The organism is Enterobacter sp. RHBSTW-00994 (assembly GCF_013782625.1).
GTDB lineage: Bacteria > Pseudomonadota > Gammaproteobacteria > Enterobacterales > Enterobacteriaceae > Enterobacter.
In genome coordinates, this window is record NZ_CP056199.1 from 236,839 (window position 1) to 261,297 (window position 24,459).

The 24,459-nt window shown below is 52.3% G+C and carries 13 protein-coding genes, 1 tRNA gene and 3 rRNA genes; 12 read left to right on the plus strand and 5 right to left on the minus strand.

All coding sequences use genetic code 11. The annotated features are described in order from the left end of the window. Nucleotides 1–480 precede the first annotated feature (480 nt). From HV346_RS01125 to aceK, 8 genes are all read left to right on the plus strand, one after another. Nucleotides 481–2,020 (plus strand): 16S ribosomal RNA (locus HV346_RS01125). A gap of 85 nt (nt 2,021–2,105) precedes the next feature. Then, nucleotides 2,106–2,181: transfer RNA gene (locus HV346_RS01130), tRNA-Glu, on the plus strand. 231 nt (nt 2,182–2,412) lie between these two features. Further along, nucleotides 2,413–5,316 (plus strand): 23S ribosomal RNA (locus tag HV346_RS01135). A gap of 93 nt (nt 5,317–5,409) precedes the next feature. Next, nucleotides 5,410–5,525: ribosomal RNA gene (rrf, locus tag HV346_RS01140) — 5S ribosomal RNA — on the plus strand. The 16S, 23S and 5S rRNA genes sit together here with 1 tRNA gene alongside, the layout of an rRNA operon. Nucleotides 5,526–5,717: 192 nt before the next feature. Continuing rightward, nucleotides 5,718–6,647 (plus strand): homoserine O-succinyltransferase, encoded by a 930-nt coding sequence (gene metA / locus HV346_RS01145; RefSeq protein WP_181621806.1) that lies wholly within the window; start codon nt 5,718–5,720, stop codon nt 6,645–6,647. A gap of 270 nt (nt 6,648–6,917) precedes the next feature. Continuing rightward, entirely contained in the window at nt 6,918–8,519 is a 1,602-nt protein-coding gene (gene aceB, locus HV346_RS01150) for a malate synthase A (RefSeq protein WP_181621807.1), read from the plus strand. A gap of 31 nt (nt 8,520–8,550) precedes the next feature. Further along, nucleotides 8,551–9,855 (plus strand): isocitrate lyase, encoded by a 1,305-nt coding sequence (aceA, locus tag HV346_RS01155; RefSeq protein WP_181621808.1) that lies wholly within the window; start codon nt 8,551–8,553, stop codon nt 9,853–9,855. A 48-nt stretch (nt 9,856–9,903) separates the two neighbouring features. Continuing rightward, nucleotides 9,904–11,631 carry a bifunctional isocitrate dehydrogenase kinase/phosphatase gene (gene aceK, locus HV346_RS01160; RefSeq protein ID WP_181621809.1) on the plus strand — a complete coding sequence of 576 codons (1,728 nt, stop codon included), beginning with the start codon at nt 9,904–9,906 and terminating at the stop codon, nt 11,629–11,631. 40 nt (nt 11,632–11,671) lie between these two features. On the opposite strand, the gene iclR is transcribed toward aceK, so the two are convergent. Continuing rightward, on the minus strand, nt 11,672–12,499 hold the full coding sequence (gene iclR, locus HV346_RS01165) for a glyoxylate bypass operon transcriptional repressor IclR (protein ID WP_181621810.1): 828 nt from the start codon (nt 12,497–12,499) through the stop codon (nt 11,672–11,674). Nucleotides 12,500–12,692: 193 nt separating this feature from the next. Here iclR and metH point away from each other — a divergent pair, with 193 nt between their 5' ends. Beyond that, nucleotides 12,693–16,376, plus strand: a complete 3,684-nt coding sequence (gene metH, locus HV346_RS01170) for a methionine synthase (RefSeq protein ID WP_181621811.1) — start codon at nt 12,693–12,695, stop codon at nt 16,374–16,376. A gap of 113 nt (nt 16,377–16,489) precedes the next feature. Beyond that, the gene (locus tag HV346_RS01175) at nt 16,490–18,121 is read left to right on the plus strand and encodes a Na/Pi cotransporter family protein (RefSeq protein WP_181621812.1); all 1,632 of its coding nucleotides are present in this window, start codon (nt 16,490–16,492) and stop codon (nt 18,119–18,121) included. Here the strand turns inward: HV346_RS01175 and HV346_RS01180 are convergent. Then, on the minus strand, nt 18,118–18,378 hold the full coding sequence (locus tag HV346_RS01180; protein WP_181621813.1) for an addiction module antidote protein: 261 nt from the start codon (nt 18,376–18,378) through the stop codon (nt 18,118–18,120). The genes HV346_RS01175 and HV346_RS01180 overlap by 4 nt on opposite strands. Before the next feature lie 195 nt (nt 18,379–18,573). On the opposite strand from HV346_RS01180, the gene rluF reads away from it, so the two are divergent. After that, nucleotides 18,574–19,443: a 23S rRNA pseudouridine(2604) synthase RluF gene (gene rluF / locus HV346_RS01185; RefSeq protein WP_181621814.1), complete on the plus strand. Its 870-nt coding sequence runs from the start codon at nt 18,574–18,576 to the stop codon at nt 19,441–19,443. Here the strand turns inward: rluF and HV346_RS01190 are convergent, their stop codons facing one another. The 3 genes from HV346_RS01190 to lysC form a co-directional block, all read right to left on the minus strand. After that, the gene (locus tag HV346_RS01190) at nt 19,444–19,716 is read right to left on the minus strand and encodes a DUF3811 domain-containing protein (RefSeq protein ID WP_181621815.1); all 273 of its coding nucleotides are present in this window, start codon (nt 19,714–19,716) and stop codon (nt 19,444–19,446) included. A 62-nt stretch (nt 19,717–19,778) separates the two neighbouring features. Beyond that, nucleotides 19,779–20,723: a ketopantoate/pantoate/pantothenate transporter PanS gene (gene panS / locus HV346_RS01195; RefSeq protein WP_181621816.1), complete on the minus strand. Its 945-nt coding sequence runs from the start codon at nt 20,721–20,723 to the stop codon at nt 19,779–19,781. An 87-nt stretch (nt 20,724–20,810) separates the two neighbouring features. After that, complete coding sequence (gene lysC, locus HV346_RS01200; RefSeq protein ID WP_181621817.1) at nt 20,811–22,160, minus strand: lysine-sensitive aspartokinase 3; 1,350 nt, start codon at nt 22,158–22,160, stop codon at nt 20,811–20,813. Nucleotides 22,161–22,464: 304 nt separating this feature from the next. Here lysC and pgi point away from each other — a divergent pair, with 304 nt between their 5' ends. After that, a complete protein-coding gene (gene pgi / locus HV346_RS01205) occupies nt 22,465–24,114 on the plus strand; it encodes a glucose-6-phosphate isomerase (RefSeq protein ID WP_181621818.1) in 1,650 nt (549 codons plus the stop codon). Nucleotides 24,115–24,459 lie beyond the last annotated feature (345 nt).

Sequence of the window (24,459 nt, forward strand, 5' to 3'; positions counted from 1 at the left end):
GGGCATCCTTGTTTTGCGCGTGCATTTTAACGAAAACGTTTGCGTAGTGCTCGCGAATTTTCAAAATTTCGTCGGGTTGTGGATAAGTCTGTGAGCAAAAGGGTATAAGGCGGTGTTTTGCTGTGGAATGCAGCAGTCAGTCATTTTTCTGCAATTTAAGGGTTGCGGCCTGATGAGAACTCCCTATAATGCGCCTCCATCGACACGGCGGATGTGAATCACTTCACAAACAACCCGGTCGGTTGAAGAGAAAAATCCTGAAATAACGGGTTGACTCTGAAAGAGGAAAGCGTAATATACGCCACCTCGCGACAGAGCGCTAAAGCGTGTCGCACCTGCTCTTTAACAATTTATCAGACAATCTGTGTGGGCACTCAAAGTGACATGGATTCTTGACGTCGCAAGACGAAAAATGAATACCAAGTCTCTGAGTGAACATACGTAATTCATTACGAAGTTTAATTCACGAGCATCAAACTTAAATTGAAGAGTTTGATCATGGCTCAGATTGAACGCTGGCGGCAGGCCTAACACATGCAAGTCGGGCGGTAACACAGGGAGCTTGCTCCCGGGTGACGAGCGGCGGACGGGTGAGTAATGTCTGGGAAACTGCCTGATGGAGGGGGATAACTACTGGAAACGGTAGCTAATACCGCATAATGTCGCAAGACCAAAGAGGGGGACCTTCGGGCCTCTTGCCATCAGATGTGCCCAGATGGGATTAGCTAGTAGGTGGGGTAATGGCTCACCTAGGCGACGATCCCTAGCTGGTCTGAGAGGATGACCAGCCACACTGGAACTGAGACACGGTCCAGACTCCTACGGGAGGCAGCAGTGGGGAATATTGCACAATGGGCGCAAGCCTGATGCAGCCATGCCGCGTGTATGAAGAAGGCCTTCGGGTTGTAAAGTACTTTCAGCGGGGAGGAAGGCGTTGTGGTTAATAACCACAGCGATTGACGTTACCCGCAGAAGAAGCACCGGCTAACTCCGTGCCAGCAGCCGCGGTAATACGGAGGGTGCAAGCGTTAATCGGAATTACTGGGCGTAAAGCGCACGCAGGCGGTCTGTCAAGTCGGATGTGAAATCCCCGGGCTCAACCTGGGAACTGCATTCGAAACTGGCAGGCTAGAGTCTTGTAGAGGGGGGTAGAATTCCAGGTGTAGCGGTGAAATGCGTAGAGATCTGGAGGAATACCGGTGGCGAAGGCGGCCCCCTGGACAAAGACTGACGCTCAGGTGCGAAAGCGTGGGGAGCAAACAGGATTAGATACCCTGGTAGTCCACGCCGTAAACGATGTCGACTTGGAGGTTGTTCCCTTGAGGAGTGGCTTCCGGAGCTAACGCGTTAAGTCGACCGCCTGGGGAGTACGGCCGCAAGGTTAAAACTCAAATGAATTGACGGGGGCCCGCACAAGCGGTGGAGCATGTGGTTTAATTCGATGCAACGCGAAGAACCTTACCTACTCTTGACATCCACGGAATTTAGCAGAGATGCTTTAGTGCCTTCGGGAACCGTGAGACAGGTGCTGCATGGCTGTCGTCAGCTCGTGTTGTGAAATGTTGGGTTAAGTCCCGCAACGAGCGCAACCCTTATCCTTTGTTGCCAGCGGCTAGGCCGGGAACTCAAAGGAGACTGCCAGTGATAAACTGGAGGAAGGTGGGGATGACGTCAAGTCATCATGGCCCTTACGAGTAGGGCTACACACGTGCTACAATGGCATATACAAAGAGAAGCGACCTCGCGAGAGCAAGCGGACCTCATAAAGTATGTCGTAGTCCGGATTGGAGTCTGCAACTCGACTCCATGAAGTCGGAATCGCTAGTAATCGTAGATCAGAATGCTACGGTGAATACGTTCCCGGGCCTTGTACACACCGCCCGTCACACCATGGGAGTGGGTTGCAAAAGAAGTAGGTAGCTTAACCTTCGGGAGGGCGCTTACCACTTTGTGATTCATGACTGGGGTGAAGTCGTAACAAGGTAACCGTAGGGGAACCTGCGGTTGGATCACCTCCTTACCTTAAAGAACCTGCCTTTGTAGTGTCCACACAGATTGTCTGATGAAAAGTAAATAGCAAGGCGTCTTGCGATTGAGACTTCAGTGTCCCCTTCGTCTAGAGGCCCAGGACACCGCCCTTTCACGGCGGTAACAGGGGTTCGAATCCCCTAGGGGACGCCACTTGCTGGTTTGTGAGTGAAAGTCACCTGCCGATATATCTCAAAACTGATTCCGTTGCGTGAGCAGCGAGTCACGTTTGAGATATTTGCTCTTTAAAAATCTGGATCAAGCTGAAAATTGAAACGACACACTGTGTCTGTTCTCCGTAATAAGAACAGATGAAGGTGTGTTCGAGTCTCTCAAATTTTCGCAATTTGATGATGAATCGAAAGAAACATCTTCGGGTTGTGAGGTTAAGCGACTAAGCGTACACGGTGGATGCCCTGGCAGTCAGAGGCGATGAAGGACGTGCTAATCTGCGAAAAGCGTCGGCGAGGTGATATGAACCTTTGACCCGGCGATGTCCGAATGGGGAAACCCAGTGCAATTCGTTGCACTATCGTTAACTGAATACATAGGTTAACGAGGCGAACCGGGGGAACTGAAACATCTAAGTACCCCGAGGAAAAGAAATCAACCGAGATTCCCCCAGTAGCGGCGAGCGAACGGGGAGCAGCCCAGAGTCTGAATCAGCAGGTGTGTTAGTGGAACGGTCTGGAAAGTCCGGCGGTACAGGGTGATAGTCCCGTACACAAAAACGCATCTGGTGTGAACTCGAAGAGTAGGGCGGGACACGTGGTATCCTGTCTGAATATGGGGGGACCATCCTCCAAGGCTAAATACTCCTGACTGACCGATAGTGAACCAGTACCGTGAGGGAAAGGCGAAAAGAACCCCGGCGAGGGGAGTGAAAAAGAACCTGAAACCGTGTACGTACAAGCAGTGGGAGCCTCTTTATGGGGTGACTGCGTACCTTTTGTATAATGGGTCAGCGACTTATATTCTGTAGCAAGGTTAACCGAATAGGGGAGCCGAAGGGAAACCGAGTCTTAACTGGGCGTTAAGTTGCAGGGTATAGACCCGAAACCCGGTGATCTAGCCATGGGCAGGTTGAAGGTTGGGTAACACTAACTGGAGGACCGAACCGACTAATGTTGAAAAATTAGCGGATGACTTGTGGCTGGGGGTGAAAGGCCAATCAAACCGGGAGATAGCTGGTTCTCCCCGAAAGCTATTTAGGTAGCGCCTCGTGAACTCATCTTCGGGGGTAGAGCACTGTTTCGGCTAGGGGGCCATCCCGGCTTACCAACCCGATGCAAACTACGAATACCGAAGAATGTTATCACGGGAGACACACGGCGGGTGCTAACGTCCGTCGTGAAGAGGGAAACAACCCAGACCGCCAGCTAAGGTCCCAAAGTCATGGTTAAGTGGGAAACGATGTGGGAAGGCACAGACAGCCAGGATGTTGGCTTAGAAGCAGCCATCATTTAAAGAAAGCGTAATAGCTCACTGGTCGAGTCGGCCTGCGCGGAAGATGTAACGGGGCTAAACCATGCACCGAAGCTGCGGCAGCGACACTATGTGTTGTTGGGTAGGGGAGCGTTCTGTAAGCCGTTGAAGGTGTCCTGTGAGGGATGCTGGAGGTATCAGAAGTGCGAATGCTGACATAAGTAACGATAATGCGGGTGAAAAGCCCGCACGCCGGAAGACCAAGGGTTCCTGTCCAACGTTAATCGGGGCAGGGTGAGTCGACCCCTAAGGCGAGGCCGAAAGGCGTAGTCGATGGGAAACAGGTTAATATTCCTGTACTTGGTGTTACTGCGAAGGGGGGACGGAGAAGGCTATGTTAGCCGGGCGACGGTTGTCCCGGTTTAAGCATGTAGGCGGAGAGTTTAGGTAAATCCGGACTCTTTTAACGCTGAGGTGTGATGACGAGGCACTACGGTGCTGAAGTAACAAATGCCCTGCTTCCAGGAAAAGCCTCTAAGCATCAGGTAACACGAAATCGTACCCCAAACCGACACAGGTGGTCAGGTAGAGAATACCAAGGCGCTTGAGAGAACTCGGGTGAAGGAACTAGGCAAAATGGTGCCGTAACTTCGGGAGAAGGCACGCTGATATGTAGGTGAAGCCCCTGCGGGTGGAGCTGAAATCAGTCGAAGATACCAGCTGGCTGCAACTGTTTATTAAAAACACAGCACTGTGCAAACACGAAAGTGGACGTATACGGTGTGACGCCTGCCCGGTGCCGGAAGGTTAATTGATGGGGTCAGCGGCAACGCGAAGCTCTTGATCGAAGCCCCGGTAAACGGCGGCCGTAACTATAACGGTCCTAAGGTAGCGAAATTCCTTGTCGGGTAAGTTCCGACCTGCACGAATGGCGTAATGATGGCCAGGCTGTCTCCACCCGAGACTCAGTGAAATTGAACTCGCTGTGAAGATGCAGTGTACCCGCGGCAAGACGGAAAGACCCCGTGAACCTTTACTATAGCTTGACACTGAACACTGGTCCTTGATGTGTAGGATAGGTGGGAGGCTTTGAAGCGTGGACGCCAGTCTGCGTGGAGCCGCCCTTGAAATACCACCCTTTAATGGCTGGTGTTCTAACGTGGACCCGTGATCCGGGTTGCGGACAGTGTCTGGTGGGTAGTTTGACTGGGGCGGTCTCCTCCCAAAGAGTAACGGAGGAGCACGAAGGTTAGCTAATCCTGGTCGGACATCAGGAGGTTAGTGCAATGGCATAAGCTAGCTTGACTGCGAGAGTGACGGCTCGAGCAGGTGCGAAAGCAGGTCATAGTGATCCGGTGGTTCTGAATGGAAGGGCCATCGCTCAACGGATAAAAGGTACTCCGGGGATAACAGGCTGATACCGCCCAAGAGTTCATATCGACGGCGGTGTTTGGCACCTCGATGTCGGCTCATCACATCCTGGGGCTGAAGTAGGTCCCAAGGGTACGGCTGTTCGCCGTTTAAAGTGGTACGCGAGCTGGGTTTAGAACGTCGTGAGACAGTTCGGTCCCTATCTGCCGTGGGCGCTGGAGAATTGAGGGGGGCTGCTCCTAGTACGAGAGGACCGGAGTGGACGCATCACTGGTGTTCGGGTTGTCATGCCAATGGCATTGCCCGGTAGCTAAATGCGGAAGAGATAAGTGCTGAAAGCATCTAAGCACGAAACTTGCCCCGAGATGAGTTCTCCCTGACCCTTTAAGGGTCCTGAAGGAACGTTGAAGACTACGACGTTGATAGGTCGGGTGTGTAAGCGTAGCGATACGTTGAGCTAACCGATACTAATGAACCGTGAGGCTTAACCTTACAACGCCGAAGATGTTTTGGCGAAAGAGACATGATAATCAGCCTGATACAGATAATATTAGCCGGCGAAAGCGGGTTAATGAACAGAATTTGCCTGGCGGCTTTAGCGCGGTGGTCCCACCTGACCCCATGCCGAACTCAGAAGTGAAACGCCGTAGCGCCGATGGTAGTGTGGGGTCTCCCCATGTGAGAGTAGGGAACTGCCAGGCATCAAATAAGCAGGAAACCCCGGTCCGTAAGGTCCGGGGTTTTTTGCGTCTGTGTACCTGCGTATTTTCGTCAGCCTCACCCTGAAACTTTCTCACCTTACTCCTGCAGACTCGACATTCTGGTTAATTCTGGGTATCGTTAGCTGTCTGGATGTCTAAACGTTTATACGTATGTTGTGAGGATATAAGGTTATGCCGATTCGGGTGCAGGACGAGCTACCAGCCGTCAATTTCTTGCGTGATGAAAATGTCTTCGTAATGACGGCATCACGTGCTACAGGTCAGGAAATTCGCCCGCTGAAGGTGCTTATTCTCAACCTGATGCCCAAAAAGATCGAAACAGAAAATCAGTTCCTGCGTTTACTTTCGAATTCGCCACTGCAGGTTGATATCCAGCTGCTGCGTATCGATGCCAGAGAGTCGCGTAACACACCCACTGAGCACCTCAACAACTTCTACTGTAACTTCGACGATATCCGCGATGAGAACTTCGATGGATTGATCGTGACGGGCGCGCCGCTTGGTCTGGTTGAATTTAACGATGTAGCATATTGGCCGCAGATCAAGCAGGTTCTGGAGTGGGCAAAAGATCACGTTACCTCGACGCTGTTTGTCTGTTGGGCGGTACAAGCCGCACTGAATATTCTTTATGGCATTCCTAAGCAAACACGCACCGAGAAGCTTTCTGGCGTATACGAGCACCATATCCTTCATCCTCACGCACTACTCACCCGTGGTTTTGATGATTCCTTCCTGGCCCCGCATTCCCGGTATGCCGATTTCCCGGCACAGTTGATCCGTGATTACACCGATCTGGATATTCTTGCCGAAACGGAAAACGGTGATGCTTACCTGTTTGCCAGCAAAGATAAACGTATTGCTTTTGTTACCGGGCATCCTGAGTATGATGCGCATACCCTTGCGGCTGAATTTTTCCGCGATCAGGAAGCCGGTCTTAACCCTGATGTTCCGTACAACTATTTCCCCCAAAATGACCCGCAAAAAACACCGCCAGCTTCCTGGCGTAGCCACGGCAATTTGCTGTTTACCAACTGGCTCAACTATTACGTATACCAAATTACACCGTACGATCTGCGACACATGAATCCAACACTGGAGTAATCTTCTGCACTAAGCGATCCTAAAGCGTTTCAGCATTCCAAATCAGGCACCCTCGGGTGCTTTTTTTATTTCCGAAACAATCTCCGACAGTAAATAAATATTTATCTCCTTAATAATCAATGCATTAATTTCATTTTAAATTAAAAATGGAAATTGTTTTTGATTTTGAAAAAATAACGGATAGTCTTAATTCTGCTGAGCGAAAATGACACAACGATCTTTCGCTCGCATCGGGAGAGTGTTTTTGGATCTTTGATGAGGAGCAGAGAAATGACGCAACAGGCAACCACGGCAGATGAACTGGCCTTTAACCAGCCACATGGCGAACAAGAACAACAAATTTTGACGCCAGATGCCGTCGAATTCCTGACCGAGCTGGTGACCCACTTTACACCAAAGCGTAATAAGCTGCTGGCGGCACGTATTCAGCAACAACAGGAAATTGACGACGGTAAATTGCCTGATTTTATTTCGGAAACTGCTTCCATTCGAAATGGAGAGTGGAAAATTCGTGGTATTCCCCAGGATTTGCAGGATCGCCGCGTCGAGATCACCGGCCCGGTGGAGCGCAAAATGGTGATTAACGCCATGAATGCGAACGTGAAAGTCTTTATGGCTGATTTTGAAGACTCACTGGCTCCAGACTGGCGCAAAGTGATTGAAGGGCAGATCAACCTGCGTGATGCTGTTAACGGTACGATCAGCTACACCAACGAAGCCGGAAAAATTTATCAGCTCAAACCGAATCCGGCAGTACTGATTTGCCGCGTGCGTGGCCTGCATTTGCCTGAAAAGCATGTGACCTGGCGCGGCGAAGCAATCCCCGGCAGTCTTTTTGATTTCGCACTCTATTTCTTCCACAACTACAAAACCCTGCTGGCAAAAGGAAGCGGCCCCTATTTCTATCTGCCAAAAACACAGTCATGGCAGGAAGCCGCCTGGTGGAGCGAGGTCTTCAGCTATGCCGAAGACCGTTTTAATCTGCCACGTGGGACGATCAAAGCGACGCTGTTGATTGAAACATTGCCTGCGGTATTCCAGATGGACGAAATCCTGCATGCGCTGCGCGACCATATTGTCGGTCTGAACTGTGGTCGCTGGGATTACATCTTCAGCTACATCAAAACGCTGAAAAATCATGCCGACCGCGTACTGCCCGATCGCCAGGTTGTGACGATGGATAAACCGTTCCTGAGCGCCTACTCGCGTCTGTTGATTAAGACCTGCCACAAGCGTGGTGCATTTGCGATGGGCGGCATGGCGGCGTTTATCCCGAGTAAAGACGCTGAGCGAAATAACCAGGTACTGAACAAAGTGAAAGCGGATAAAGAGCTGGAAGCGCGTAACGGCCACGATGGTACATGGGTTGCTCACCCCGGCCTTGCGGATACCGCGATGGACGTTTTCAATCAGATTCTGGGCGACAATAAAAACCAGCTGTTTGTGACTCGTGAAGCTGATGCCCCAACGGCGGCGGCACAGCTGTTGGCTCCTTGTGAGGGCGAGCGTACAGAAGAAGGCATGCGCGCTAATATCCGCGTTGCAGTGCAGTACATCGAGGCATGGATTTCCGGTAATGGTTGCGTACCGATCTACGGCCTAATGGAAGACGCGGCCACGGCGGAGATCTCTCGTACCTCTATCTGGCAGTGGATCCACCACCAAAAAACACTCAGCAACGGCAAACCGGTAACGAAATCCCTGTTCCGCCAGATGCTGGCCGAAGAGATGTTGGTTATCCAGAACGAGCTGGGCGAACACCGCTTCAGCAGCGGACGTTTTGATGATGCCGCGCGCCTGATGGAGCAAATCACCACATCAGATGAATTAATCGATTTCCTCACCCTGCCTGGCTACCGCCTGCTGGCGTAATCCACCACATAACAATATGGAGCATCTGCACATGAAAACCCGTACCCAACAAATCGAAGAATTACAGAAAGAGTGGACACAACCGCGCTGGGAAGGCATTCGCCGCCCGTACAGCGCAGAGGACGTGGTGAAATTACGTGGCTCGGTCAATCCGGAATGCACGCTGGCACAGCTTGGCGCAGCGAAAATGTGGCATCTGCTGCACGGTGGTTCCAAAAAAGGGTATATCAATAGCCTGGGAGCGCTGACGGGAGGCCAGGCCTTGCAGCAGGCGAAAGCGGGTATTGAAGCCGTCTATCTTTCTGGCTGGCAGGTTGCGGCAGATGCGAACCTGGCTTCCAGTATGTATCCGGATCAGTCCCTTTACCCGGCAAACTCGGTCCCTTCTGTTGTGGATCGGATCAATAATACCTTCCGCCGTGCGGATCAGATCCAATGGTCTGCAGGCATCGAGCCAAACGATCCGCGTTTTGTGGATTACTTCCTGCCGATCGTTGCTGATGCTGAAGCCGGTTTCGGTGGTGTACTGAACGCCTTTGAACTGATGAAATCGATGATTGAGGCCGGTGCAGCGGCCGTACACTTCGAAGATCAGCTGGCGTCAGTGAAGAAATGCGGTCATATGGGCGGTAAAGTACTGGTCCCGACTCAGGAAGCAATTCAGAAACTGGTTGCTGCACGTCTGGCAGCCGATGTCCTGGGCGTACCGACGCTGGTTATTGCCCGTACTGATGCAGATGCTGCCGATCTGATTACATCCGATTGCGACCCCTACGATAGTGAATTCATCACCGGTGAGCGCACCAGCGAAGGCTTCTACCGTACGCACGCCGGTATTGAGCAAGCGATCAGCCGTGGCCTGGCGTATGCACCTTATGCTGATTTGGTCTGGTGCGAAACCTCCACCCCAGACCTGGCACTGGCGAAGCGCTTTGCCGATGCCATTCATGCGAAATATCCTGGCAAACTGCTGGCGTACAACTGTTCGCCATCGTTCAACTGGCAAAAAAATCTGGACGACAAAACTATCGCCAGTTTCCAGCAGCAGTTGTCAGAGATGGGCTACAAATACCAGTTCATCACTCTCGCGGGTATTCACAGCATGTGGTTCAACATGTTCGACCTGGCTCATGCCTACGCGCAGGGCGAAGGCATGAAGCACTATGTTGAAAAAGTACAGCAGCCAGAGTTTGCCGCCAGCAAAGAGGGTTACACCTTTGCTTCTCACCAGCAGGAAGTGGGAACAGGTTACTTCGACAAAGTCACCACCATTATTCAGGGCGGCGCTTCCTCCGTCACCGCCTTAACGGGATCAACCGAAGAAGCACAATTCTGATGTTTTCACCCTCTCCCCTCGGGGAGAGGGTTGGGTGAGGGGGAAGGTATGCCGCGCGGTCTGGAATTATTGATTGCACAAACCATTCTGCAAGGCTTTGACGCGCAGTATGGCCGTTTTCTGGAAGTCACATCTGGTGCGCAACAGCGGTTTGAACAAGCCGACTGGCATGCTGTCCAGCAGGCGATGAAGCAGCGTATTCACCTCTATGATCACCATGTGGGTTTGGTGGTAGAGCAGCTACGCTGTATCACGGATGGCAAAAGTCCGGAGGCGGCATTTTTACTGCGCGTGAAAGAGCACTACACCCACTTATTACCGGATTATCCGCGCTTCGAGATTGCGGAGAGCTTTTTCAACTCCGTCTATTGTCGGTTATTTGACCACCGCTCGTTATCTCCTGAGCGGTTATTTATTTTTAGCTCACAACCTGAACGTCGCTTCCGCTCCATCCCACGTCCGTTGGCGAAAGATTTTCATCCCGACCACGGCTGGGAGACGTTACTGCACCGTGTATTAACCGATTTACCGTTACGCTTACCCTGGCAGAATAAGTCCCGGGATATTGGCTATGTCACTGCACATCTTCGCGAAACCTTCGGGGATGAAGTGTTAAACCTCAGCCATTTGCAGGTCGCGAATGAGCTATTTTATCGTAATAAAGCGGCCTGGCTGGCGGGAAAGCTGGTCACACCGTCCGCCACGGTTCCTTTCCTGTTGCCGATCCATCGCACTGATGATGGGGAATTATTTGTCGATACTTGCCTGACAACCAGCGCCGAGGCCAGTATTGTTTTTGGCTTTGCCCGGTCCTATTTTATGGTTTATGCCCCACTGCCCGCCGCGTTAGTGGAGTGGCTGCGTGAATTGTTGCCGGGAAAAACCACCGCTGAATTGTATATGGCAATTGGTTGCCAGAAACACGCCAAGACAGAAAGCTACCGGGAATATCTCCATTATATCGCCAGCGCCGACGAGCAATTTATCGAGGCGCCAGGGATTCGCGGTATGGTGATGCTGGTTTTCACCCTGCCGGGTTTTGACCGAGTATTCAAGGTGATAAAGGATAAATTCGCCCCACAGAAAGAGATGACTGCCGCACACGTTCGGGCCTGCTATCAACTGGTCAAAGAGCACGATCGCGTCGGACGGATGGCGGATACTCAGGAGTTTGAAAACTTCGTGCTGGATAAACAGCAGATTGATCCCGCATTAATGGCGCTTTTACTGCAGGAGGTTCCCGGCAAGATCACCGATCTTGGCGACAAAATTGTCATTAGCCATCTTTATATCGAGCGACGTATGGTTCCGCTGAATATCTGGCTGGAAAAGTCAGAAGGCCAGGCGCTGCGAGATGCGATCGAAGAGTATGGCAATGCCATTCGCCAGCTTGCTGCTGCCAACATTTTTCCTGGCGATATGCTGTTCAAAAACTTCGGGGTCACACGTCATGGACGCGTGGTGTTCTACGATTACGACGAAATTTGCTATATGACCGAGGTGAATTTCCGCGATATCCCGCAGCCTCGCTACCCTGAAGATGAACTGTCCGGTGAGCCCTGGTACAGCGTTTCGCCTGGCGACGTTTTCCCGGAAGAGTTCCGTCATTGGCTGTGTGCCGACCCGCGTATCGGACCCCTATTTGAAGAGATGCATGACGACCTGTTCCGTGCCAGCTACTGGCGTGGCCTGCAAACGCGGATTAAAAATGGGCATGTGGAAGATGTGTACGCCTACCGCCGGCGGCAGCGTTTTTGCGTGAGGTACGCGGCTTGATTTTCCCCCTGTGGGAGAGGACATCAAGCCGCATTCAATCTTAACGGATCCCACCGTAGGCCAGTGTGACCTCTTTTGCCGCTTTAATCACCAGCGCACCCAACTCGGTTACGCGGTCATCGGTCATGCGGGAGATCGGGCCTGAAATCGAGATTGCAGCGAACGGTTCGCGGTGCTCATCAAAAATACAGGCCGCCAGACAACGCAGACCCAGCGCATGTTCCTCATCATCAAACGAGTAACCACGTTTGCGGGTCAGGGCTAAATCTTCTTTCAGATGTACCGGTGACACCAGGGTGGCGTGAGTGTAGGCATGCAACCCTTTGCGGTGCAGCAAACCGGTCACTTGCTCTTCGCTTAATTGCGACAGAAATGCTTTGCCCGCCCCTGAGGCATGCATCGGTAGCTTACCGCCAATTGGCGCAGACATACGCATAAGCTGCGTACATTGCACCTGGTCGATGATAATCGCCTGATGATCGCTCTGGTCCAGCACCGCCAGGTTCACCGTTTCACCAGAGTCTTCCATCAGCTTGCGCAGAATAGGGTGCACAATCGCCAGCAGATTACGGCTTTGCAGGAAACTACTGCCGACGATAAATGCATGCGCGCCAATCGCCCAATGGCCCAGTTCGCCGACCTGTCGCACAAAACCTAGCTGTTGCATGGTGGTCAGCAGGCGGTGCGTGGTGGAGTTGGGTAAGCCCGCCTGTTGTGCCAGTTCTGTCAGCGCAACACTGCCGTGCGATTCAGCTATCCATTCCAGCAGTTTCAGACCACGCGTCAGTGATTGAACCTGGCCGCCGGGTTGTGTGGCAGTGGTGGCAGCAGGTTTTCTGCCGCGTTTAGCGGGAACGGTAGCGACCATGACGGACTCCTTTTCTGTATCGTGGAAATCATTTTCGTTTTATTTGGTGATTTTGCAACCGTTATCCTGACTGATCGGAGGAGTGATGGTGAACATGTCTCATGTTACCGCTGAGTGACTTTTCCACCCTGCGAGATTATGCCAGTATGGACTGCTGGCCTTTTGGCCTGGTTGAGCGTTGTCGGGAGCAAGTGTGAGCAGCAAAGTAGAGCAACTGCGTGCGCAGTTAAATGAACGAATTCTGGTGCTGGACGGCGGCATGGGAACCATGATCCAGAGCTATCGTCTGAGTGAAGAGGATTTCCGTGGAGAGCGCTTTGCCGACTGGCCTTGCGATCTGAAAGGGAACAACGACCTGCTGGTTCTGAGTAAACCGTCGGTCATTGCGGCTATCCACAACGCTTATTTCGAGGCGGGCGCGGATATCGTTGAAACCAACACGTTCAACTCGACAACCATTGCCATGGCGGATTACCAGATGGAATCCCTGTCGGCGGAAATCAACTTTGAAGCGGCGAAGATGGCTCGTGCCTGCGCCGATGAATGGACCGCTCGCACGCCGGAAAAACCACGCTATGTCGCCGGCGTTCTCGGGCCGACGAACCGGACGGCGTCCATTTCGCCCGATGTGAACGATCCCGCATTCCGTAATATTACGTTTGATCAGCTGGTGGCCGCTTACCGCGAATCAACCAAAGCACTGGTGGAGGGGGGGGCCGATCTCATTATGATCGAAACGGTGTTCGATACTCTCAACGCCAAAGCCGCGATATATGCAGTAAAAGAAGAGTTCGACGCGCTGGGTGTTGATCTGCCGATCATGATTTCCGGCACAATCACCGATGCCTCAGGACGTACGCTTTCCGGCCAGACGACCGAAGCTTTCTATAACTCTCTGCGGCATGCCGATGCGCTAACCTTCGGTCTTAACTGTGCGCTGGGGCCAGATGAACTGCGCCAATACGTGCAGGAACTTTCCCGCATTGCTGAGTGTTATGTCACTGCACACCCTAATGCAGGCCTGCCGAACGCGTTTGGCGAATACGATCTCGATGCGGACACCATGGCGGCGCAAATCCGTGAATGGGCTGAATCTGGTTTCCTGAACATCGTCGGGGGCTGTTGTGGTACGACGCCGGAACATATTGCTGCCATGAGCAATGCTGTTGCTGGGTTACCGCCGCGCAAGCTGCCTGAACTGCCGGTAGCCTGTCGTCTTGCCGGTCTTGAGCCGCTGACGATCGGCGATGACAGCCTGTTTGTGAACGTCGGTGAACGAACCAACGTAACCGGTTCTGCTAAGTTCAAGCGTCTGATTAAAGAAGAGAAGTATAACGAAGCGTTAGACGTGGCTCGCCAGCAGGTGGAAAGCGGGGCGCAGATTATCGATATCAACATGGATGAGGGGATGCTCGACGCTGAAGCGGCAATGGTGCGCTTCCTCAACCTGATTGCCGGTGAGCCGGACATCGCGCGCGTGCCGATCATGATCGACTCCTCAAAATGGGACGTCATCGAGAAGGGACTGAAGTGCATTCAGGGGAAAGGGATCGTCAACTCTATCTCGATGAAAGAGGGGATCGAACCTTTTATCCACCACGCGAAGCAGGTCCGCCGCTATGGTGCTGCAGTGGTAGTGATGGCCTTTGACGAGATCGGCCAGGCAGATACCCGCGAACGTAAAATCGAGATTTGCCGTCGTGCGTATAAAATTCTGACGGAAGACGTTGGTTTCCCGCCGGAAGATATTATCTTCGACCCGAACATTTTTGCGGTGGCAACGGGTATTGAAGAGCACAACAATTATGCTCAGGATTTTATCGGGGCATGTGAGGACATTAAACGCGAGCTGCCGCACGCGTTGATTTCGGGCGGTGTCTCCAATGTCTCCTTCTCATTCAGGGGGAACGACCCGGTCCGTGAAGCCATCCACGCCGTGTTCCTGTACTACGCCATCCGTAATGGCATGGACATGGGGATCGTGAATGCCGGGCAACTGGCGATTTACGACGATCTGCCAGCAGAGCTGCGCGACGGCGTAGAAGATGTGATCCTTAACCGTCGTGATGACGCCACCGAGCGCATGCTGGAACTGGCGGAAAAATATCGCGGCAGTAAATCCGATGATGCTGTAAACATCCAGCAGGCCGAATGGCGTGCCTGGGATGTGAGAAAACGTCTGGAATATTCACTGGTCAAAGGCATTACCGAGTTTATTGAGCTGGATACTGAAGAAGCTCGCCAGCAGGCCACGCGTCCGATAGAGGTCATTGAAGGGCCGCTGATGGATGGTATGAACGTGGTGGGCGATCTGTTCGGTGAGGGCAAAATGTTCCTGCCGCAGGTGGTGAAATCCGCGCGTGTGATGAAACAGGCCGTGGCGTATCTGGAACCGTATATTGAAGCCAGTAAAGAAAAAGGCTCCAGTAACGGCAAGATGGTTATTGCCACCGTGAAGGGTGACGTCCATGACATCGGCAAGAACATTGTGGGTGTGGTATTGCAATGCAATAACTACGAAATTATCGATCTGGGCGTGATGGTCCCGGCGGACAAAATTCTCAAAACCGCGCGTGAAGTTAACGCCGACCTGATTGGTCTGTCTGGCCTTATTACCCCGTCTCTGGATGAAATGGTTAACGTTGCGAAGGAGATGGAGCGCCAGGGCTTTACCATTCCGCTGCTGATTGGCGGGGCGACGACCTCAAAAGCGCATACGGCCGTCAAAATCGAGCAGAATTACAGTGGGCCAACGGTTTATGTCCAGAACGCCTCACGTACCGTCGGTGTGGTTTCTGCATTACTGTCTGATACACAACACGATGATTTTGTTGCAAGAACCCGCAAAGAGTACGAAACCGTCCGCATTCAGCACGCCCGTAAGAAACCGCGAACCCCGCCGGTGACGTTGGCAGCGGCACGCGATAACGACCTGGCATTCGACTGGGCCAGCTATACGCCACCGGTGGCGCACCGCCTGGGCGTGCAGGAGGTTTCAGCCAGTATCGAAACTCTGCGCAACTACATCGACTGGACGCCGTTCTTTATGACCTGGTCACTGGCGGGTAAATACCCACGCATCCTCGAAGATGAGGTGGTAGGCGAAGAGGCGAAACGTCTGTTCCAGGATGCCAACGATATGCTCGACCAGTTGAGTGCTGCGAAAACCCTCAACCCGCGTGGCGTAGTCGGGCTTTTCCCGGCCAACCGTGTCGGTGATGATGTGGAAATCTATCGTGATGAAACGCGAACCCATGTGCTGGCGGTGAGCCGCCATCTGCGTCAGCAAACTGAGAAAGTGGGTTTTGCCAACTACTGTCTGGCCGATTTTGTCGCGCCAAAACTTTCCGGTAAAGCCGACTATATTGGCGCGTTTGCCGTGACCGGCGGCCTGGAAGAAGCTGCGCTGGCAGATGCCTTCGAAGCGCAGCACGATGATTACAACAAAATCATGGTTAAGGCGATTGCAGACCGTCTGGCGGAAGCCTTCGCAGAATACCTGCATGAGCGCGTGCGCAAAGTGCACTGGGGTTATGCTGCCAATGAAAATCTCAGTAATGAAGAGCTGATCCGCGAAAACTATCAGGGGATCCGCCCGGCTCCGGGGTATCCGGCATGTCCAGAGCATACCGAGAAAGGTACGATCTGGCAGTTGCTGGATGTGGAAACTCACACCGGGATGAAGCTGACGGAATCCTTCGCCATGTGGCCAGGTGCATCTGTTTCTGGCTGGTATTTCAGTCACCCTGACAGCAAATACTTCGCGGTTGCGCAGCTTCAGCGCGACCAGGTGGAAGACTACGCGCAGCGTAAAGGGATGAGCGTGTCAGACGTTGAGCGCTGGTTAGCGCCAAATCTCGGCTACGACGCGGACTAACGTCACTTTTCCTTACAACAAACAGGGCGCTCATTGGGCGCCCTGTCTCTTTCTTGTGTTTAAACCCTTATACTGGATGAAGGAACACATAACGATAAGGAGAACCCACTTCCGTGCTGACTCTGTTACACCTGCTTTCTGCCGTGGCGCTGCTGGTCTGGGGCACGCATATTGTCCGTACCGGCGTCATGCGTGTCTTTGGCGCGCGTTTACGTACCGTACTGAGCCGCAGTGTGGAGAAAAAACCGCTCGCATTCTGCGCGGGTATTGGCGTCACCGCGCTGGTTCAAAGCAGTAACGCCACCACGATGCTCGTCACCTCGTTTGTGGCGCAAGATTTGGTGGCGTTGACTCCAGCACTGGTGATTGTGCTCGGTGCGGATGTCGGGACCGCGCTGATGGCGCGTATTCTGACCTTCGATCTCTCCTGGCTGTCACCACTGCTGATTTTTATCGGCGTTATCTTTTTCCTCGGTCGCAAGCAGACACGCTCAGGGCAGCTTGGTCGTGTGGGTATTGGTCTTGGTCTGATCCTGCTGGCGCTGGAGCTGATTGTCCAGGCAGTCACACCGATTACGCAGGCCAATGGCGTGCAGGTGATTTTCGCCTCGTTAACGGGCGATATTATGCTGGATGCGCTGATCGGCGCAGTCTTTGCCATTATCAGTTATTCCAGTCTGGCCGCTGTATTGCTGACGGCCACGCTGGCAAGTGCAGGGGCGATCTCCTTCCCGGTGGCGCTATGTCTGGTGATCGGTGCTAACCTGGGCTCAGGCCTGCTGGCGATGCTCAATAACAGCGCGGCTAATGCAGCCGCACGCCGCGTTGCGCTAGGAAGCTTGCTGTTTAAGCTGGTGGGGAGCCTGATCATCCTGCCGTTCGTCCATATCCTGGCAGACGTCATGCACAAGCTACCGTTGCCGGATGCCGAACTGGTTATCTACTTCCACGTGTTCTACAACCTCATCCGTTGCCTGGCGATGGTTCCTTTTGCGGAACCCATGGCGCGATTCTGTAAACGGATGATCCGTGACGAGCCTGAGCTGGACCCTCGCCTGAAACCTAAGCACCTGGATACCTCGGCACTGGATACACCGGCACTTGCGCTTGCCAATGCTGCCCGTGAGACGTTGCGTATGGGTGATGCCATGGAACAGATGCTCGAAGGTTTACAAAAAGTGATGCATGGCGAACCGCGCGAAGAGAAAGAGCTGCGCAAACTGGCAGACGACATCAACGTGCTTTATACCGCCATCAAGCTCTATCTGGCACGTATGCCGCAGGATGAGCTGGCTGAGGAAGAGTCGCGCCGCTGGGCGGAGATTATCGAGATGTCACTCAACCTGGAACAGGCATCGGATATCGTCGAACGCATGGGGAGCGAGATTGCAGATAAGTCGCTGGCCGCGCGTCGCGCGTTTTCCATCGAAGGGTTAAAAGAGCTTGAGGCACTACATGAACAACTGTTGAGTAACCTCCAGTTGGCAATGTCGGTCTTCTTCTCGGGTGACGTCCCCAGTGCACGACGCTTGCGCCGTAACAAACATCGTTTCCGGATCCTCAACCGCCGCTATTCACATGCGCACGTTGAACGTCTGCATCAGCAAAACGTGCAGAGCATTGAGACCAGCTCCCTGCATCTGGGGTTGCTGGGCGATATGAAACGTCTTAACTCGTTGTTCTGTTCTGTGGCGTATAGCGTGATGGAACAGCCCGATGAAGATGATGAGCGGGATGATTATTAATTTCCAGCGTGTTTGATTGTTAGCCCAAAACCCAATGCTTTCATGACCGCTAGGGTGGTTCTAAGCGTTGGGTTTCCCTTATCACTGAATGACCGGTAAAGCTGCTCCCGTGATAAGCCGGTTTGCTGTGAAATGTTTGACATTCCTTTGACTCGCGCGACAACGCCCAGGGCTTTAGCGATAATCGTCTTTGCTCGCCGATCTGTTAGTTTTTGCTCCCAGCGGCGGAAGGATTCTGTCTGAACGATCTCCTTCATATTACTCACTGTAATTTATAAACTACAAATGATTGTGTCTGGAAAGCAAAACTAAAAGGTATGAGCATGCAGGCAAATGACAGGGCGCTAAATCCGGAAAGCATCTCGCAAACTAAAAAACCCGTCTTAGTTACCGTAGGCTGATCTTTTTACCTGCCCAAACCTAAGGTATATTTCGCCTCTACAGGAGAAATTATGCTGCCAACTCAATCAACCCGATTAAACAAATACATCAGCGAGAGCGGAATTTGCTCGCGCCGTGAGGCTGACCGTTACATCGAGCAGGGTAACGTGTTTATCAACGGTAAACGCGCCACCATTGGCGATCAGGTTGTTTCTGGTGATGTGGTGAAAGTGAATGGTCAACTTATCGAGCCAAGAGATGAAGAAGACCTGGTGTTTATCGCGTTGAACAAGCCAGTGGGTATTGTCAGTACCACGGAAGAGGGTGAGCGAGACAACATTGTTGATTTCGTGAACCACAGTAGCCGTATTTTCCCGATTGGTCGTCTGGATAAAGACTCGCAAGGGCTGATCTTTCTCACCAACCACGGCGATTTGGTGAACAAAATCCTGCGCGCGGGCAACGACCATGAAAAAGAGTATATCGTTACGGTCAATAAACCTGTCACCGATGAATTTATCCGTGGCATGGGGGCGGGCGTACCGATTCTTGGAACGGTCACGAAAAAGTGTAAGGTGAAAAAAGAAGCGCCGTTTGCGTTTCGCATTACCCTGGTTCAGGGACTAAACCGCCAAATCCGTCGTATGTGTGAACACTTTGGCTATGAAGTGACGAAGCTGGAGCGTACGCGCATCATGAACGTCAGCCTTTCCGGTATTCCGCTGGGAGAATGGCGTGACCTGACAGGTGATGAGCTGATTGAGTTATTTAAGCTTATTGAGAATTCGTCGTCAGAGGCGAAGCCAAAAGCGAAGGCAAAACCCAAAACCCAGAGCGTCAAACGTCCTGTCGTGAGCGCACCTAAATCCAGCGAAAAAGATCGCGGAAAACCTGCCGGGAAACGCTTTGTTCAACCAGGTCGCAAAAAGAAAGGGCGCTAATTAGCGCCTTCCACGTGTTGAAGTATTTGCCGACCACGAAAACGTGGATTCGGTATCTGGCTTATAAGCCTGCTGCTTCTTCAACTTACGGGCTTTTTTAGCGTCGACTTCGCGTTGAGCCATCAGTTTGTCGATGTACTCTTTTTTAACCTGATTGGTTTCGGCATTGGTCAGCGTACGGCCATGTGCGATACGGGCGCGATCGAGCAGGGTTTTGAGTTCACGCTGCTCGCTTTCCGTCATGTCTTTCTGGGTCAGTCTCGGTATTGCCATCGCTGAAGCCTCCTGTGGAAGAGGCTTCAGTGTAAGGCATGTCAGACGTGTCGCGAAGTGAATTAACCCTCTTTCACCACATCTTTTTTCTGTTGTTCTTCAATCGGTTTACCGGACCAGTAACCCGCCAGCAGCGAGCCTGAAAGGTTATGCCATACGGAGAACAACGCGCCAGGCAGTGCCGCAAGTGGTGAGAAGTAGATTTTGCCGAGTGCGGCTGCCAGGCCTGAGTTCTGCATCCCCACTTCAATTGCCAGCGTGCGACAGGTAGATTCGTCAAAGCCAAATAATTTGCCTCCCCAGTACCCACCCAACAGGCCAATGGTGTTATGCAGCACGACAGCGATGATCACCACAAAGCCCACGGAAGCTATATGCGACGCTGAACCCGCCACCACGGCGCTGATAATTGCCAAAATACAGAGCATCGAAAATGCCGGAAGATAGGGTTCAATGGCTTTCACCACCCGGGGGAAAAGGTGGTGGATCACCAGACCAAGCGCAATCGGGATCACCACGATTTGCAGGATGCTGAGCAGCATGCCCATCACATCTACCTGGATATGTGCATCGACATACAGGCGTGTCAGCAAAGGTGTGGCAATGACGCCAACCAGCGTGGAGACGGACGAAATGGTAACTGAAAGCGCCACATCGCCTTTCGCCAGATAGATCATCACGTTGGAGGCTGTACCACTGGCCACACTGCCGACCAGCACCATTCCGGCAGATAAATCCGGCGGCATCTTAAACGCCATCGCCAGCAGCCAGGCGGCCAGCGGCATAACCAGATAGTGCAAGAAAATTCCCGCGGCCACAGGGGCAGGGCGTGACAGCACACGTTTAAAGTCATCAATTTTTAGGTGTACGCCCATCCCCAGCATAATCAGCATGAGAAGCGTCGTAACCCAGGGGCCGATGGGGATAAAGGTTGTAGGGGTATAATACGCGAGTACAGAAAGCAGCAGCGCCCATAACGGGAACAGCCGCGTGATAGCGGATAACATAGGTATTCCTTGCGATTGTGTTGTTTAGTTATGAAAAAGCCGGGTCTGTGCCCGGCTTATAGATATTGTTTATCGTGCTAACGAATTTTATTCAAACAAATTCTGATGAAGTTTTTGCACGACCTGCTCTGCCTGATCCGCGGGAACAAGGAAGCAGAGGTTGTAACTGGATGCACCGTAGCAAATCATACGAATGCTGAACGGATCGAGGACGCCGAAGACTTCTTTGCCCACACCGCAGGCGCGCGACAGTTTGTTGCCGATGATGGCGACCAGTGCCAGATCTTCTTCCACTTCCACGCGACACAATTCGGACAGCTCCATCAGCAATGACTGCGTCAGTAGCGTATCGCCAGTCGAGGTTGACCCTGTGGTGTCCAGCGTTAACGCTACGCTGACTTCGGAGGTGGTGATCAGGTCCACGGAGATATTGTGGCGTGCCAGAATCCCAAACACTTCCGCGAGGAACCCGCGAGAGTGCAACATGTTCAGGCTGTGCAACGTGACCAGCGTCTGCTTACGACGTAACGCCAGTGCACGGAACAGCGGTGGATTTTCCGTTTTCTTGCAAACCAGCGTCCCGCCCGCTTTGGGATCTTTACTGGAGCCAACGAAGACCGGAATGTCGCTACGTACGGCAGGCAACAGTGTTGCAGGATGCAGTACTTTCGCACCGAAAGTTGCCATTTCGGCAGCTTCTTCAAAGGCAATCACATCAATACGTTTAGCGGCTGCTACTACGCGTGGGTCCGTGGTGTAAATGCCCGGAACATCAGTCCAGATATCTACGCGGGAGGCATGCAGCGCTTCACCCAGCAGTGCTGCCGTGTAGTCACTACCGCCACGGCCTAACGTGGTAGTGCGGCCTTTGGCTTCACTACCGATAAAGCCCTGAGTAATCACCATACCTTCGGCCAGGCGTGGCGTCAGTTGCTGGGCGGTCAATTCTGCCAGCATCTCTACGTCCGGTTCAGCGCGGCCAAAGCGGTCGCTGGTGCGCATGACTTTACGAACGTCAAACCACTGCGCCAAAACCTCGCGCTCACGCAGGATCTCAACAAATAGCAGGGTGGACATCAGTTCACCGTGGCTGACCAGTTCGTCAGTCAGCGCGGTGGATGTCGCCAGCGAAGCGGCTTCTGCCAGAGTGGTGATGTTCTCAAGCAGGCGTTCAACTTCCTCGCGAATCACCTGAGGATTCTTCATACGTTCGAGAATATTGAACTGAATCTTGCGCAGGGCATCAAGCTTAACGAAGCGTTCAGTCGCTTCCAGACCTTCAGAGAGAGCAACCAACAGGTTGGTTACCCCAGCGGATGCGGAGAGCACCACCAGTCGGGTATTCGGATCGGCCAGCACTACATCAGCGCTGCGGTTCATGGCATCGTAATCAGCCACGCTTGTACCGCCAAATTTGGCGACAACAAAACTCGTCATAACTTCCTCGTGTCAGGGAATGAATAAAGCGACCTTGGCACAAGAATGAAACAAAAGCAGGTGCAGGCGCAAAATACCGCCCTATAAATAAAATGCGGGGCGAATCATGTCAACGCTGGGATTATGCGGATTTTTTATGGGGTCTCCCCCCTGAGTAACAGGACTTATAACAGCTATACTTTTTGTGCCTTTTTGCCTGCGTTTGACGCAGGCCAGGACAATGGCATAAAAACCATCACAATTTTCACCCGCAGGCGCTACAATCGACCGCAGTCACAATTCTCAAATCAGAAGAGTATTGCTAATGAAAAACATCAACCCAACGCAGACCGCTGCCTGGCAGGCACTACAAAAACACTTTGATGAAATGAAAGATGTCACTATTGCGGACCTGTTCGCGAAAGATGGCGATCGTTTCACTAAATTCTCCGCGACCTTCGACGACCTGATGCTGGTGGATTTCTCCAAAAACCGCATTACCGAAGAAACGCTGGCGAAATTGCAGGATCTGGCGAAAGAGACCGAACTGGCGGATGCCATTAAGTCTATGTTCTCTGGTGAGAAAATTAACCGCACCGAAGACCGTGCCGTGCTGCATGTGGCGTTGCGTAACCGTAGCAATACCCCCATCATCGTTGACGGCAAAGATGTGATGCCGGAAGTGAATGCGGTGCTGGAAAAGATGAAAGCGTTTTCTGAAGCGATCATCTCCGGTCAGTGGAAAGGGTATACCGGCAAAGCAATTACCGACGTGGTTAACATCGGTATCGGCGGTTCTGACCTCGGCCCATTCATGGTGACCGAAGCGCTGCGTCCTTATAAAAATCACCTCAACATGCACTTTGTTTCCAACGTCGATGGTACGCACATCGCTGAAGTGCTGAAAAAGGTAAACCCAGAGACAACGCTGTTCCTGGTCGCGTCCAAAACCTTCACTACGCAAGAAACCATGACCAACGCCCACAGCGCGCGTGACTGGTTCCTCAAAACCGCAGGTGACAATAAGCATGTGGCGAAACACTTCGCTGCGCTGTCTACCAACGGTAAAGCGGTGGGTGAGTTCGGTATTGATACGGCAAACATGTTTGAGTTCTGGGACTGGGTTGGCGGTCGTTACTCTCTGTGGTCTGCTATCGGCCTGTCGATCATCCTGTCCGTTGGTTTCGACAACTTTGTTGAGCTGCTTTCCGGCGCACACGCGATGGATAAGCACTTTGCCACGACAGCACCAGAGAAAAACCTGCCTGTACTGCTGGCGCTGATCGGCATCTGGTACAACAATTTCTTCGGTGCTGAAACCGAAGCGATTCTGCCGTACGACCAGTATATGCACCGCTTTGCGGCGTATTTCCAGCAGGGCAACATGGAATCCAACGGTAAATACGTTGACCGTAACGGCAACGCGGTGGATTACCAGACTGGCCCAATCATCTGGGGTGAGCCGGGTACGAATGGTCAGCACGCGTTCTACCAGCTGATTCACCAGGGAACCAAAATGGTTCCCTGTGATTTCATCGCGCCAGCCATCACTCACAACCCGTTGTCCGATCACCATCCGAAGCTGCTGTCTAACTTCTTTGCCCAGACTGAAGCGCTGGCGTTCGGTAAATCCCGTGAAGTGGTTGAGCAAGAGTACCGTGACCAGGGTAAAGACCCGGCAACGCTTGATCACGTTGTTCCGTTCAAAGTATTCGAAGGTAACCGTCCGACCAACTCCATCCTGCTGCGCGAAATCACACCGTTCAGCCTGGGTGCGCTGATTGCGCTGTACGAACACAAGATCTTCACTCAGGGTGCGATCCTGAACATCTTCACCTTCGACCAGTGGGGCGTTGAACTGGGTAAACAGCTGGCAAACCGCATTCTGCCAGAACTGGGTGATGATCAATCCATTACCACTCACGACAGCTCGACGAATGGTTTGATTAACCGCTATAAATCATGGCGCGCTTAATCACAAATACGTAAGCAATGCCGGCGAAATGCCGGCATTTTTTTTATCAGATAAATCCTGATGTCTGTTATTTAACGCAAATATCTATTATGAGTTTAATCTGAAAAGCATCGTTAACCCGTTAATTACTGCGGTTTACTTTAGGAATATACGGAGGATTTAATAATATTGATTATATTGTAACTTATTGATTATCATTTGATTGTAATTTATTTATTCTTGTTTTAATTTCTTTATTATCCAATAGTCCGAAAACAACCATCCTATTTCCTCATTCAGCAATCCCGCTGCTTTAGTTGTGTATACTCGAATCCGCCTGAATTTCATTTCAGGCAAATCTCCATT